Annotated in this window: 12 protein-coding genes; 4 read left to right on the forward strand and 8 right to left on the reverse strand. The window is 52.2% G+C overall.

Features of this window, described 5'->3' with window-relative positions; genetic code table 11:
* Positions 1-6 precede the first annotated feature (6 nt).
* Positions 7-696, forward strand: a complete 690-nt coding sequence (locus J4E05_RS15700; RefSeq protein WP_085595273.1) for a phosphatidylserine decarboxylase — start codon at positions 7-9, stop codon at positions 694-696.
* A complete protein-coding gene (gene pssA, locus J4E05_RS15705; protein WP_085595275.1) occupies positions 696-1553 on the forward strand; it encodes a CDP-diacylglycerol--serine O-phosphatidyltransferase in 858 nt (285 codons plus the stop codon). Before J4E05_RS15700 ends, pssA begins: the two co-directional genes overlap by 1 nt.
* Before the next feature lie 364 nt (positions 1554-1917).
* Here pssA and J4E05_RS15710 read toward each other — a convergent pair whose 3' ends face one another.
* The 5 genes from J4E05_RS15710 to J4E05_RS15730 all read right to left on the reverse strand — a co-directional run bounded on the left by J4E05_RS15710 (position 1918) and on the right by J4E05_RS15730 (position 8757).
* Positions 1918-2259: a phage tail protein gene (locus J4E05_RS15710; protein ID WP_085595277.1), complete on the reverse strand. Its 342-nt coding sequence runs from the start codon at positions 2257-2259 to the stop codon at positions 1918-1920.
* A 369-nt stretch (positions 2260-2628) separates the two neighbouring features.
* Positions 2629-3519: a transporter substrate-binding domain-containing protein gene (locus J4E05_RS15715; protein ID WP_349597304.1), complete on the reverse strand. Its 891-nt coding sequence runs from the start codon at positions 3517-3519 to the stop codon at positions 2629-2631.
* A 179-nt stretch (positions 3520-3698) separates the two neighbouring features.
* Complete coding sequence (locus tag J4E05_RS15720; protein WP_085595280.1) at positions 3699-6869, reverse strand: efflux RND transporter permease subunit; 3171 nt, start codon at positions 6867-6869, stop codon at positions 3699-3701.
* Between the two features lie 26 nt (positions 6870-6895).
* Complete coding sequence (locus J4E05_RS15725) at positions 6896-8101, reverse strand: efflux RND transporter periplasmic adaptor subunit (RefSeq protein WP_349597307.1); 1206 nt, start codon at positions 8099-8101, stop codon at positions 6896-6898.
* Between the two features lie 74 nt (positions 8102-8175).
* Positions 8176-8757, reverse strand: coding sequence for a PadR family transcriptional regulator (locus J4E05_RS15730; RefSeq protein ID WP_085595870.1), 582 nt, complete (start codon positions 8755-8757; stop codon positions 8176-8178).
* Positions 8758-9093: 336 nt separating this feature from the next.
* Between J4E05_RS15730 and J4E05_RS15735 the strand changes: the two genes are divergently transcribed.
* Positions 9094-10596, forward strand: a complete 1503-nt coding sequence (locus J4E05_RS15735) for a helix-turn-helix domain-containing protein (protein ID WP_349597310.1) — start codon at positions 9094-9096, stop codon at positions 10594-10596.
* A gap of 198 nt (positions 10597-10794) precedes the next feature.
* The gene (locus J4E05_RS15740) at positions 10795-11655 is read left to right on the forward strand and encodes a MipA/OmpV family protein (RefSeq protein WP_349597313.1); all 861 of its coding nucleotides are present in this window, start codon (positions 10795-10797) and stop codon (positions 11653-11655) included.
* 57 nt (positions 11656-11712) lie between these two features.
* On the opposite strand, the gene J4E05_RS15745 is transcribed toward J4E05_RS15740, so the two are convergent.
* Genes J4E05_RS15745 through J4E05_RS15755 form a run of 3 tightly spaced genes read right to left on the reverse strand, consistent with a single transcriptional unit; the run spans position 11713 to position 14257 of the window.
* On the reverse strand, positions 11713-12978 hold the full coding sequence (locus J4E05_RS15745; protein ID WP_349597316.1) for a beta-ketoacyl-ACP synthase: 1266 nt from the start codon (positions 12976-12978) through the stop codon (positions 11713-11715).
* Entirely contained in the window at positions 12975-13700 is a 726-nt protein-coding gene (gene fabG, locus J4E05_RS15750; RefSeq protein WP_349597318.1) for a 3-oxoacyl-ACP reductase FabG, read from the reverse strand. Before fabG ends, J4E05_RS15745 begins: the two co-directional genes overlap by 4 nt.
* A 53-nt stretch (positions 13701-13753) precedes the next feature.
* Positions 13754-14257 carry a hotdog family protein gene (locus J4E05_RS15755; RefSeq protein WP_168184998.1) on the reverse strand — a complete coding sequence of 168 codons (504 nt, stop codon included), beginning with the start codon at positions 14255-14257 and terminating at the stop codon, positions 13754-13756.

Raw genomic sequence — 14257 nt, forward strand, 5'->3', positions numbered from 1 at the left:
ACAACTTTGAAATCCGTTCTTGTGCCGATCAATTCCGAAGGCTGGAAATTTATTGCGATTTTCGCCGCTGTGACCGTGATCCTGTTTCTGATCGCCCAGCCATTGGGCTGGATTGGCGTTATCCTGACTTTGTGGTGCGCCTATTTCTTTCGCGATCCTGACCGGGTTACCCCGATTGGCGATGATCTGGTGATTGCGCCTGCTGATGGCCGCATTTGCATGATTTCGCAAGCCCCGCTGCCCAAGGAACTGGAACTTGAAGACCAGTCACCCCGCACGCGTATCTCGATTTTCATGAATGTGTTTAACGTTCACGTTAACCGCTCGCCGATCAATGGTGAAATTGTGGGCGAGGCCTATGTTCCGGGCAAGTTTGTTAATGCCGAGCTGGACAAGGCATCGGAAAATAACGAACGCCAGATTTTGCTGGTCCGCGACAAGGATGGCCGCGATTTTGGCGTGGTTCAGATTGCCGGTCTGGTTGCCCGGCGCATTCTGTGTGATGTGGGCCGTGGGTCGATCCTTAAAGCGGGCGAACGTTTTGGTCTGATCCGGTTTGGGTCGCGCGTCGATGTGTATTTACCCGTGGGTGTTGAACCCAAAGTTTGTGTTGGTCAGTTGACTGTCGCAGGTGAAACCGTGCTGGCCGATGTTGCCGCAATCGCTGCTGTTCCGGCCACCGGGGAGGTGCGTTAATGGCCCAGGGTCCTGATCGCAACCGGCCACGTCGTTTCAAGGCATTATCCCTGTCGCGGTTGGCCCCCAATGTCGCAACCCTTATGGGGATGTGCGCCGGGTTGACCTCGATCCGGTTTGCCATGCAGGACCATTGGGAAGCCGCGGTGACCGCTATTTTGATTGCGGGCATTATAGACGGGCTGGATGGGCGTTTGGCCCGAATGTTAAACGCATCCAGCCGGTTTGGCGCAGAGCTTGATTCATTATCGGATTTTGTGTGTTTTGGTGTTGCACCGGCCCTGTTGATGTATTTCTGGTCCCTGCACCAGTTAGGGCCCATTGGCTGGGCCTTGTGCCTGTTGTTTGCCGTTTGCATGTCGTTGCGACTGGCGCGGTTCAATACCCAGATGCTGGGTGAACCGGAAATGCCGACATGGGCCTATCGGTTCTTTACCGGTGTTCCGGCACCGGCCGCTGCGGCCCTGTCAATGTGGCCGATGGTGTTAAGTTTTCAGTTTGGCGTTGGCATTTTTGACAGCCCCTTTATTACTGCCCCGTACATTGTGCTGATTGCAGTATTGATGGTGTCGCGGATGCCGACTTTCAGCTTCAAGAAGGTTAAAGTCCCACGGGCGTGGGTTTTGCCATTGATGCTGGCTTTTGGGGCTTCGGTGGCGTTTTTGGTATCGTCACCATGGTTAACCCTGTCGGTTATTGCCGGGGTTTATTTTGTGACTTTCTTCTTTAGTTTCCGGTCTTATCGCCGCATGGGTGTTGAACAACAGCGCCGTTCCGACGAACTTGAAGAAGAAGAAGACCTGGGCCAAACTGATGACGACCCCGAAGATGGTCTGAACCGCGTACATCAGAATTGAAAATAGGGGCAACAGTTCCTGTTGGCAGGTGATGCTGCCGGGAATTGCGCTGTTTTATCAGAAAAGGCCAGTCAATTGATGTGACTGGCCTTTTTTCTATTGTATTGCCAAAAGGGCCACTTCGCTATGCCTGGGTATTTCCGTGGACGATAACTTCATTTTCACCGCGAAAGGGCGATGGCCCTGATGGATCAAATCCAAATTGCTGCAAGCAGGTTATCAACGCCGATCAGATATTGATGATGCCCCGGCACCGGTATTGCAGGTGGATATGCCCTGGGCAGTGTTGGCTTAACCGGCAAGCCCCGGTCAGAGATGTTATGATGGATGTACCAAAACCTGAAAACGTACCTGTCCGTTTGTTTTAAGGGCGGGCCGGATAAACGCCGTTTACGACGATACATGACGTCAGTTTTACTTTGTTATCATCGGTCAGGGTTGTGATTTTGGGAAGTTTGAATGTTTTTATACCATCACCCCCAAAACGATTGCCAATCAGGCTAAAGAGAGCAGGGTATTGCTGGATGATCAATTCAGCGCCGTTTGTTGCGAGATAATCTGCCGGGCAAAAGCTTGATGCAAAAGTTTCGATATTGGAAATTATTGTGTCTTCAGCATGGGAGGCTTTAACACCCGTCACGCAAAAAATTGCCGACACAGCAAGAATGGCGCCGTATTTTCCAGAATTCCGAAGCAACCCAAACATCTGTTTCTCCATTTTTTAAACTTGTTATTTGAATAGTAACAGGTGCCGCCGGCACAGCGCGCAGGTGTGGTGTATTTTATGATGTCCCCGGCTGCCGGGTTCCAAGCCCCCAACCCGTGCAAGGCAGCATTTATAAATTGCAGATAATTCAATATTTTAACAAGTTAAAATTGAAATATAAACGCAAAGGTTGATGTTGCGTTTAGGTGTGCCTGTTTTTGGGGCTGAAACTTTGACAGTTATTTTGATTAAAAACGGGCAGGCAAAGGGGAGTTAAATTGCAATTTTGCCCAGGTGCAGGCCGCTGTCAGGCCTCGACAGCGCGCTACAAAATCGCTGTTGATTTTGGTTTGTTTGCCGCATGGCGGGTTAGGAGGGCGGGTTCTCAACCGGTAAAAGTTTGGCGGACATAAAACTGTTAAGAATGTTCTGATAACGCATACGGTCTTTTGGCGGGAGCCACGCCTTATAGAACTGTGTCCAGGGCATTTCCGGGTAAGTATCGAGAATGGCGTTTACCGCATCAATGACCTGTTTGCCGGCAGCGTTTTTTGAACATCCCATCGTTGCGTTAAGGAGCGGGCTGACACCCGCAATCGGCAGCGAGATGATTTCGTTTTGATAGTTGGCTTCCCGGTGGTGAAATTCCGCCTCGGCGGGTAAATACATTGCCCAGTCCAACCGGCCCATTTCCAGCAGCTGGATGAATTTCTCGTCACTGCCAATTGTTATAATATTGGTCTGGTTTATATGTTGGCGAACGGCAGCATCAATATAATCGCCATAGGAACGGCCAAGGCGAATGGCTGTCGAGATGTTGGTATCTGCCAGCAGGCGGTTAATGTCGATTTCGTTGTTGTTATTCAGGAACGGGCGGAAAACCTGCATTTGACGGGCAAGAATAACGACCGAAGGCGGCAGGCTGATTAAAATCGGCTTGGCGAAATAGATATACTGACGGCGTTCTTCTGTCGGAATAAGGGTTAGCGAACAGTGTAGTTGCGGGCTGCGCATTTCAGCCAGAAGGCGCGCCAGGGGTACTTTTTTCAGGGTATGATGATATTGCGGCAGGCGTTCCATCAGCCAGTCTTGCGTTTGGGCCGCATAGCCCACAAGTTTGTCGTCCTGTTCGATATAGGCGGGTGGAAATGTCGGAATGGCCCAGCTTAATTCGGGTTGGGCAATAGCCTTGCTGATGCCCCATAACAAATTGGCACATATGCAAGCTGTTATGGTGAGGCACTGTACCCTCATCCCCATCGCAATCAGTTTCCCTGTCGTATGCTCCGGCCCATCCTCCGGTAGCGTAACCAACACATAATCTATTCTATAGTATAGATTGGACCTGTTCCAAGTGATAGCAAAAAAGCTGCCCTTGTTCGGGGCAGCTTTTTGTTTTGATGTTATTGCCAGATCAAAGGGTTAATTGGCCGAATTGATCAGGAGTTTGTCGGGGCTGGTGTGTTTTTACCGCGCCAGCGCCGCCATGCCCTGCCAGATTTGGCAATCAGCAACAGGGCACAGGGTGTAAAGACCAGTGTCAGGACCGTGGCGAACGTCAGACCAAAGGCGATTGACGTTGCCAGTTGCACCCACCATTGCGTTGACGGTGCCCCAATGGAGAATTCACGGGTAACAAAGTCGATATTGATTTGAAACACCATGGGCACCAACCCCAGAATGGTGGTGACGGTGGTCAACATCACCGGGCGCAAACGTTGCGCACAGGTCTGTAAGATGGCGTCTTCGATGCTGTCAGCGGTTAATTTTAATCTGTCATAGGTATCGATCAGAACAATGTTGTTGTTCACCACGATGCCTGCCAGCGCCACAATGCCAATCCCGTTCATGACGATGGAAAAGGCCTGCCCGGTTAACAATAATCCGCCCAGTACCCCCGCTGTCGACATAATGATTGCGACCATGATCAAAAGTGAACTGGTGATAGAGTTAAACTGGGTCACCAGAATGATGAACATGATGAACAGCGCCACCGAGAAGGCATTCTTTAGAAAGTCTGCCGATTTTTGCTGTTCTTCATCCTGCCCTTTAAACTCGACACTGACACGCGGGTCGATATCGAGGGTTTTTAGCCACTGCTTTACCTCCTGTACCTTGGTATCCACCAGAATACCTTCGGTAACGTCGGCTTTAACAGTCAGGGCGCGGCGGCTATCAACCCGGTGCAGGGTGCCGGTTTTGGGCTCTGCTGTGCGGGTAATAAAGTTTGAAACCGGTACCAGCCCCTTGTTGGTTACAATTTGCAAACGTTGCAGTTCTTCAAGGGTGCGGCGATTTTGCGGGAAACGGCCCACAATATCGATTTCCTCGGTCGAATCATCGGGGCGATAGGTTGAAAACAAAATGCCGTTTGTTACCAGCTTCACCGTGTTGCCAATGGTGGCGATGTCGGCACCAAATTTTAACGCCTGTGCACGGTCAACCTTGTATTCCCAGTCAATGCCGGGGGGCGATTTGCCATCTTCAAAGTTATAAAGCCCGCCCAGCTTGTGCAAACCGGCCATGATTTCGGCTGATGTTGCATCCAGAATTTCGGGATAGTGCGACCGCAACTGGATTTGAACGTCCTTACCCTGCGGCGGGCCCGCTTCGGCAGCACGGATTTCAACCTGAATACCGGCAAGGTCGCGGGTGGCTTCAAGAATTTTATGTTCAATTTCCTTGGCTTTGGGGCGCACCTGCCAATCTGCATATTCCAGCTGGATCACACCGATCACGTCTTCGGGCGCATCATCCCCGCCCTGGGCCGATGCCCCGGCGCGGCTATAGACTGTATCAAACCAGTGATGGCCGGTTTCGGACTGGTCATCAAGGGCAAGAATGCGGTTTTCAACCTGGTGTACCAACGCGTCCTGTTCATAATAGGACAAATTGCCCCGGGCGCGAATTTGTACAGCAGCCTGTTCAGGTTCAACTGATGGGAAAAATTCAAACCCTTTGCCGAACATGCCGAACGCCATCCAAACCGCAATCAGGATGACAAAGGCCAACGGAATGATCAGCCAGTATACCTTGAGCGAGGCCTGCAAAATACGGATGTAAAAGCCGGTGCCCCCGGTCAGTTTTTCAAGTTTGTCGGTTTCACCTGCGGCAACCGCATCAAGGGCGTCATTCGCCGCCATGCCCGGTTTGCCAAACCACGCCCCGACGGTGGGCACAAAAATAAGGGCCATCGCCAGTGACGCACTAAGTGTAAACAGCACCGTGATGGGGAGAAATTTCATGAAATCGCCAACCACATCAGGCCAGAATGCCAGGGGCAAAAAGGCGGCCAGTGTTGTTGCGGTCGAGGCAATGATGGGCATTGCCATGCGTTTGGCAGCCAGGGGATAAGCCTGCTTGCGGTGCAGCCCGTCCAGCATTTTACGATCGGCATATTCGGTGACCACAATGGCCCCGTCAACCAGCATCCCAACAGCAAGGATCAGCGAGAACAGCACAACGATATTCACCGTCATGCCCAGCGCCCACAGGATAAGAATGGCTGTCAGGAACGATCCGGGAATGGCAAGCCCCACCAGCAGGCCGGACCGCCAGCCAAGCGACCAGATCACCACAACCATCACCAGCAAAATGGCCAGGATGACGCTGTTTTGAAGGTCGGTCAGCATGGTGCGGATGTCGGATGATTTATCCTGTGAATAGGTGACCTTAACCGTTTCAGGATAGCTTTGGGCGGCCTCGGCGGTAATGTTTTTTACCGCATCGATCACATCAATGATGTTCTCGCCAACCCGTTTGGAGACTTCAATGGCAATGGCCGGGCGGCCATTAAGGCGGGCAAAGCTGGTGGCGTCCTTAAAGGTCCGGCGTACCTCGCCAATATCGCGAAAGCGAATAACGGAATCACCATCAACGATAAGCGGCATGTTTAAAATGTCATCGACATCTTCAAACAGGCCCGGCACCTTGATGTTAAAACGCCCCGCTCCGGTATCAAGCGCACCTGCTGCCACCAGCGAGTTTGAATTTTGCACCAGGGAAACAATATCGATCCCTTTTAACCGGTAGCTTTCAATTTTCATCGGATCGATGACAAATTCTACCAGTTCCTCTCGGTCGCCAGCCAGGTTGGCTTCCAGCACTGCTGGCACGCCTTCGATATCGTCTTTCAGGTTACGTGCAAGGCGCAGCAATGTGCGTTCGGGAACCTCCCCCGATAACGTTACCACCAGGACCGGAAATAACGACAGGTTAACTTCGTGAACTTCGGGGTCGTCGGTATCGTCGGGCAGGTCGGATTTGGCAATATCAACTCGTTCGCGTACATCGGCCAGCGCATCGTCGATATCGACGTCGCTGTAAAATTCCAGTGTTACCGATGCGCCGCCCTGATATGCCTGTGAGCGCATTTCCTTTACACCTTCAATGGTGCGCAGTTCCTGCTCCATCGGGCGTAACAAAAGGCGTTCGGCATCCTCGGGGGAAATGCCGTCATGGTTCATCAGAACATACAGGATCGGAATTTGAATGTCCGGATCGGCTTCCTTGGGGATCGCGTTATAGCCAACCCAACCCGCGACCAGCAACAGGATCAGTGTCATTATGACGGTGCGTGATCGGTTCAGCGCAAGATCAATAAGAGACATGGTTTAATTTCCTTTGCGCTTGCAACCTAGTTGCCAGCATTTTGCGGCTGTTGCGCAGAATTTTCCGGGGTCGGCATGGCGGCATCGGTGCCTGTCGCGGACTTGTTCGTATTTCCGCCCTGTTGCATGCTGGTTGGAATATGATCAATCCGGTCAACGGTTACCGTGGTGCCTTCTTTAACCCAGTCCTGACCAACCACAATAAGGTCGATCTGGTCGGGAAGGCCGGTAATCCAGACATGTTCACGATCACCGCCGCGCAATGTTACCGGATAAAAGACCACCTTGTCGTTTTCAACGCCGCGCACGCCCAATTCGCCGTCGTCATTTAACGTTAGCGATGATGACGCAATCTGATGGGCCTTTTCCGAACCAACCGGAATAACCAGTTCCGCTGTCATGCCATCAGGAATGGCAAAATCGGGATTATCAAGTTCAACTTCGATCCGGTAGGTGCGGGTTTCGTTGTTGCTGGCAAGGGCGGTATAGCGCACGACACCCTGTTTGATGCTGCCGTCAAACAGGCGCACATGGGCCATTTGCCCAACATGGATCAGGCCAATTGAATGTTCCGGGACATGGGCGACCACCAGCATGGGATCGGCCTGGATCACTGTGGCAATGGTATCGCCAATTGAAATAAGGTTCCCCATTTCGGCCGGGCGGGTTTCAATGACACCATCAAACGGGGCGCGGATGGTGGTTTGTGCCAGCTCCACTTCGATGGCCTTTAAATCGGCACGGGCTTCTTCAAGCTCGGCTTTGGATTGCGCGACCCCGGTTTTAGACCGGTAGTCCTTTTTGGCAAGGCTTAGGGCACCGTCATATTCCAGGGCACGTTGGTCCACCAGGGCACGGGCCTTGTCAAGGCGGGCAGGGCGGTCATCGGCGGCAAGGCGCACCAGAACGTCGCCTTTTTTAACCCGTGCGCCTTTTTCCACACCAATTTCAATCACGCGTGATGATGTCTGGGCGCGAATGTCGGACTTAACGGCGGCCTCGGTGCTGCCGGTCAGGACCAGTTCATTGACATGATCCCGGGCGCGCGATGCCATAACCCGCACAGAAGGGGCGGGTTCATTGCTGGTTGAGCCACTGCCCGCTTCGGGGCCGGTTGCTGCGGTATCCGTGGTATTTGCTGCTGCGGGGTCTTCACCTGGCAACAAGCTTGAACCAATCCATAAAACAGCGCCGACCATCAGCGCAATTGCGATCAAACGTGAAGCATTCATTGGGTTCGCGTTCCTAAAAGACCTGTGCCTAAGTTGTTTTCTGTCGTCGTTTTATTCAGCGCGGATTGACCCTGTCAGGGTTTCCGCGAACGGCGTTTTCGAATGTCGGCCAAAAATGGCTGTTTGTTTTTTGCAATGAAATCCAGCGTTGCCCGGCAAACTGCATCGCCCAATCCGCTTATGAATTCACAACCGGCATCATGATGCGCGGCATCGTTTTCTGTGGCATCGGGGCTGGTTTTGGCGTGTTTGTCCGGTGATGAAATGCGGTCCAGCATTAATTCCTGGCGTGCGGCATATTCGTCAATCAGGGCCTCGCACAACTCCACGGGAAGTTCATCGGCAAAAGACAGCATGAACAAAATGTCGGACCGGTATCGATCTTCGCCGGGGCGGGTTTGAAACAGGGTGCGCAAAAAGCTGCGCCGTCCTTCCGCCGTCAGGCGGTAAACTTTTTTATCCGGGCGGTTTTCCTGTTCCTGTTCGGTAAAGGTAACCAGCCCGTCCTGACTTAGTTTTGTCAGGGCAGGATAGATCGACCCTAGTGATGCCATTTGAAAAAAGCTGAATACGCCATCTTCAAACATCTTGCGAATTTCATATCCGCTGGCGTCGCCCGCCATCAGGGCGCCAAGGCATAACGACCGAATGTCCATTACTGTAACTGCTACTTTCTATGATGCACTATATATGACAGTTCGATATATATTGGTTTGTAGTATGATGGTTCGATATAGTCAACGCCAAGGTTTATTTACCTGGGCCTTATCTCGCGGTCGGGAGTGGTTTTTGGGGCAACACACGGGTCTTGATTATTTCGTGACGTGGAAATTGGCTGAAAAATTGGAATAGTGCGTCCGTTTATGCAGGGTCGGACGCGCAAAAATGCATTCGGTCATATAGATTAGATACAATCTAGCCAGCATGATTGATGCCCGTGATTTATAGTTGCAGGCGAAAGGGACATACCGGGTGTGCAGGATGGAAATATTTTGAATACAGTCAGTTTCTATCAGGGTGTCGAGATGTTCATCTCGGTTCTGGGGCTTTTACAGGCGGCCTTTTTTTGCGTTTTGCTTTTATCTGAAGGGCGCAGGGCCTATCGGGCTAACCGCTGGATGATTCTTTTTATCGCAGCGGTATGTGCTAACCTGATTGAGGATGTTGTTGACGTATTTGGCTCGATTTCGGTCAATTATTATAGCGAGCTGATTTTTCAACCGTTTAATTTCGTTATCGCCCCGGCAATCTATCTGTATTTTTGCGAAGCAGCCGGTGTGGTTAGAATCCGGTATGGATGGCATTTGGCAATTGTGCCGGTTGTGGCAAATTTGACGTTCTGGCTTTTGATCGGTATTCCCGTACCATCTGCCAATGGTCAATTGACCTATGAACTTGCGGCAGCCAGCAGTCCGTTAATGTCCGGGGTTTTTAATACCATATATTTCGGGATCAACCTGCAAGCGGTGATTTATGTCGTGTTGTTGTGGCGTGTTGCTGCCCGTTATTTTCGGCAGGTGCAAAAACAACTGGGGGCCCGGCGCGATGACATGGCACGATGGCTGCGTAATGTGCTTGGCAGTGTATTATTTATTTTTCTGGTCTTCTTTGTTCCCAAAGTTGCGGGCGATTTGCACGATCAAAATGAAGTTTGGTCATTCCAGTTTTTGAACGTGGCATTTTTGCTGGTGTTTTTCTGGCTTAGCTACACCCTTGCCACCCAGCAGGTTGTTTTTGTTTTACCCGATTGGGACGATCCCGACGGGGATCGTCTTGCGAATGATCTTGAGGGGGACGGTAATGTTAATGCCGTGGTTACCGGGGCAATATCATCAGATGGGGCAAATTCGGGATTAAGCAGTTTATATGATAAAGGTGATGCTGAAAAAATAAATGGCGGAAATTCAGGGGCTCCAGAGTCGTCGATTCGTCACTTTCTGGACAAAAACGAATCGGAGCTAAACCGACACGGCGACTCGGCTTCAAGGCACCAGGCGGCGGTTGAACCAGAGGCGGTTTCGCGCCCGGATGAAGCTGTATTTAAGGCATCACAACAGGTTGCGGAGCGGGCCGATGGTATCCAGCCCGGTACGGAAGAACGCGCGCGCGGGGGGGCTGATACCTTGCCACGCCCCCTTCTTGACGAGGACGACGCCCAGCGTGCGCTTCGACGCTTACAGGTTATTCATAATCAGGGCGACCTGCTGCATGACCCGATGATATCGTTGCCAAAACTGGCGCGTGCCGTTGGTATTTCCCCCAACCAGCTATCTTATGTTTTGAATCACCATATCGGTCAGAACTTTTTTGACTATGTAAACAGCGCCCGTATTGCCGAAGCCCGCCGTATTTTGCTTGATCAGCCTGATCGGCCCATTCTTGATGTGGCGCTGGAGGTTGGTTTCAATTCAAAATCGACATTCAATTTGGCATTCAAAAAAATCACTGGCGAAACTCCAAGCAGCCTGCGCCGTAAGGAAAACGTAACGTCCTAATGCGCAATAGGACGTCATTTGGCGACCGAGATTACCCGCAAGGACGCCAGGTTGCCATAAAACAGGCAAATTGGTCTGATCAACACGGTACTGAGCAAACAACAAAATCGTTCAATATCCGATCACAATGACCAATAACGGAGAACTCGTTTGGACATGAGACTGCATCATATACGGTATTGCCTGGTGCCCGCGTGCATGGCAATGGTTGCTCTGCCTGTTGCGGCACGGGCCGAGGACAAGCCGCCTATGTCTCAGCCGGGGCCAAACCCGGCAAATGACATGCTGCATAATAATGGGTCGGCAGGGAATAATGCCGAAACCACCATGCCCAATCATGACGGTATTTCTGCCGGGAACGCGTCCTATAGCGATCAGTGGTTAAAAGGTCGTTGGCAGTTGGGTGCGGTTGGCAATGTCGAGACATCGCCCTATCGGGGTGCTGATGACTATGACCTGAGTGGCTTGCCCTGGATCAGCTTTGATAGCGAACGTCTGCATGTCGGGATCGACGGGATCAAGGCGAAAATTGTTCAGGGTAACTGGGGCAGTGTTTCGATTTTGGGTAACTTGCGCCAAAAGCCGTTCGATGATGATGACAGCTCGTATCTACGTGGTTTGCATGATCGGGACTGGGCGTTTGAAACCGGTGTTGCCTATGACCGCAAGGTTGGCCCAGGTGATGCCCATATCGAATATTTGCACGATGTAAGTGGTGAACATGAAGGCCAGCAGGCCGATGCCACCTATACCGTGCCGTTTCAGACCGGGCGTTTTCACTATGAAGTGGGCGGCGGTGTTATGTGGCGCGATTCCGATTTGAACAATTATTATGTCGGGGTTGAACCGGGCGAAGCCCGTGCCGATCGCGCGGCATATTCCGCCGACAGCGCCTTTTTGCCGCATCTTGATGCATCGGTTGGCTATCAGTTGACCCAACAAATGATCGTACGCGCCAATGCCAGTGCAACCTTTTTGCCTGACGAATACAAGGACAGCTCGATCATTGATGAAGACGTAATTTATGGTGTTGGTTTGGGGCTGGTTTACCAGTTTTAACCCAACGTCAGGTTATGGATAGTATTTGGGCAGCGCATGAAATTGTGCTGCCCAAATTTATTTGACCATTGCATCGGCCGCGCGCAGCACAAGCGATGTGTTAATGCCGCCAAAAGCAAAGTTGTTGGACATGATATGGTCCGTTTCAAGCAACCTTGGCGTTTCCATTATATAGTCCAGATCGGCGCATTTCGGGTCGATCTGTTCAAGGTTGGCGGTGGCGACAAACCGTCCCTCGCGCATCATTTCAATGCCCAGCCACGCCTCGATGGCGCCACAGGCCCCTAATGAATGGCCAAAATGACCTTTCAGGGTGTGAATGGGCACTGCACGGTTAAAGACGGTCCGGGTAGCGATGCTTTCGGCCAGATCGCCGTGGTCAGTTGCAGTACCGTGGCCATTAACAAGGCCAATATCGCTGGCTGACAGTTGCGCATCCGTCAGGGCATTTTGCAGGGCGATTTGCATTTTATCAGCCGCAGGCTGGGTAATATGCGCCCCGTCGGAATTGGTGGCAAAACCGACAATTTCGGCATAAATCGGTGCGCCGCGTGCCTTGGCGTGGCTGTATTCTTCCAAAATCAGGGTGCCGGCCCCTTCACCAATCACCAGCCCGTCACGCCGTGCGTCATAGGGGCGGGGGCTGTGGCCTGCATCATCGTTGGCGGTACTGGTGGCAAATAATGTGTCAAACACCGCGACCATGGTGGGGCAAAGTTCTTCGGCCCCGCCTGCAATCATCACATCCTGCATGCCATATTTGATGGCTTCATAGGCATAACCAATACCCATGCTGCCCGATGTGCAGGCGGTGGATGTGGGAATGATACGGCCACAAATACCATATAAAACGCCAATATTAACTGCGGCGGTGTGGCTCATCATCTGGATGTAGCTGGTTGCTGTAATGCCGTTTGTTGATCCGGTTTCAAATAACCGGGTAAAGCCCAAAACCGGCGGGGTGCTGCCAAAGGATGACCCATAGGCAATGCCCATTCGCCCGCCACGTAAAATGGCGGTTTCGTCTCGCAAACCGGCATCGGCCAGGGCGCTGTCGGTGGCGGCCAGTGCCATTTGTGCCACCCGGCCCATACTGCGCAACTGTTTACGGTTAAACTGGCCTTTCAGGGAAAAATCATTAACCGGGCCAGCCAGTTTCGTGTGCAAATCATATTTACCATCCCAGTCATCCATGCGGCAAATGCCGGTTTCGCCTGCCTCCATGCGGGCACGGATGGTGGGCCAGCTGTTGCCAAGGGCGGTGACGCCCGACATGCCGGTTACAACCACGCGGCGTGGAAATGCAGATGAAGGCTGGCTCATAACATGCCGCCATTCACGCTGATGACCTGACGGGTGATATAGGCGGCATCGGGACCGCATAAAAATGAAATGGTCCCTGCGATTTCATCGGTTTTGCCAAAGCGACGCAACGGGATCATGGCGCGCAAGTCGGCCTCGGGCAGATCTGCGGTCATTTGGGTTTCGATAATGCCTGGTGCCACGGCATTAACCGTAATATTGCGTTTCGCCAGTTCCAGTGCCAGCGATTTGACCGCGCCGATAATGCCTGCCTTTGATGCGGCATAATTAACCTGCCCGCGATTGCCTGCCAGCCCGGCAATGGATGTGAGGGCCACAATCCGCCCCGGTTTGCGCCGCTGCACCATCGGCATGACCAGTGGTTTGACGACATTGTAAAAACCGCCCAGATTGGTGTTGATCACGATGTCCCAATCGTCATCTTCCAGTGCAGGAAATGCCCCGTCGCGGGTAAGCCCGGCATTAAGAACCACGCCGTAAGGGGCACCATATTGGGCGATATCCTGTTCAATGGCAGTGCGGGTTTGGTCACGGTTGGCGATATCAAACTGCATGAGCCGGGCCTGCTGGCCGCAGGCGGCAATATCATCGCATACGGCCTGTGCGCCGGCATGGTCTGAATGATAATGAACAATGATATCAAAGCCATCGCGGGCAAGACGGCGGGCCGTTGCTGCCCCTATTCCCTTGCTTGCGCCTGTTACCAGTATGGTTTCTGTCATGGGTTCTTACGGTTTGTGGTCGAAATATATTTGGAATGGCGGGTTGTTAACTTTTACGTGTCTGGCTGATACACGTTTACACGCGCGCTGACAATCACCTGTTGGTGGCAACGGACCGTGCCGTCAAACACGCCCATTTCGCCGTCTTCAAAGACGTTTTTCACCGTAATTTCCAGCCGGTCACCGGGTTTGAATGCATCAACTGCCAGTGTCATTTTGCGCGTTCCTAACAGATACCCGATTTTGGGTTTGGCATCGCTGGCACTGGCACTGGCACTTGCTTTTTGTGCACGCCAGCCGCTATAGGCCGAAACAGTTTGCGCAATATATTCAATACCAACATAACCCGGCACGCCATCGTTTGCGTCGCAAAACATGCTGTCGGGCTGAATGGTGACTTCGGCTGTCATGCTGTCATCATTTGCATTAAGGATGCGGTCGATCAGCAGCATCGGGGTCGCGTGCGGTACCAGTGTTGCCACCGGCGGAAATGCCGGGTGTGAAGGTGGTGCGGGCGGAATGGACATGGTGTTGGCCTTGTGCAAGTCGGCGGTCAT

Source organism: Thalassospira sp. NFXS8 (genome assembly GCF_040148805.1).
In the GTDB taxonomy this organism is placed as follows: Bacteria; Pseudomonadota; Alphaproteobacteria; order Rhodospirillales; family Thalassospiraceae; genus Thalassospira.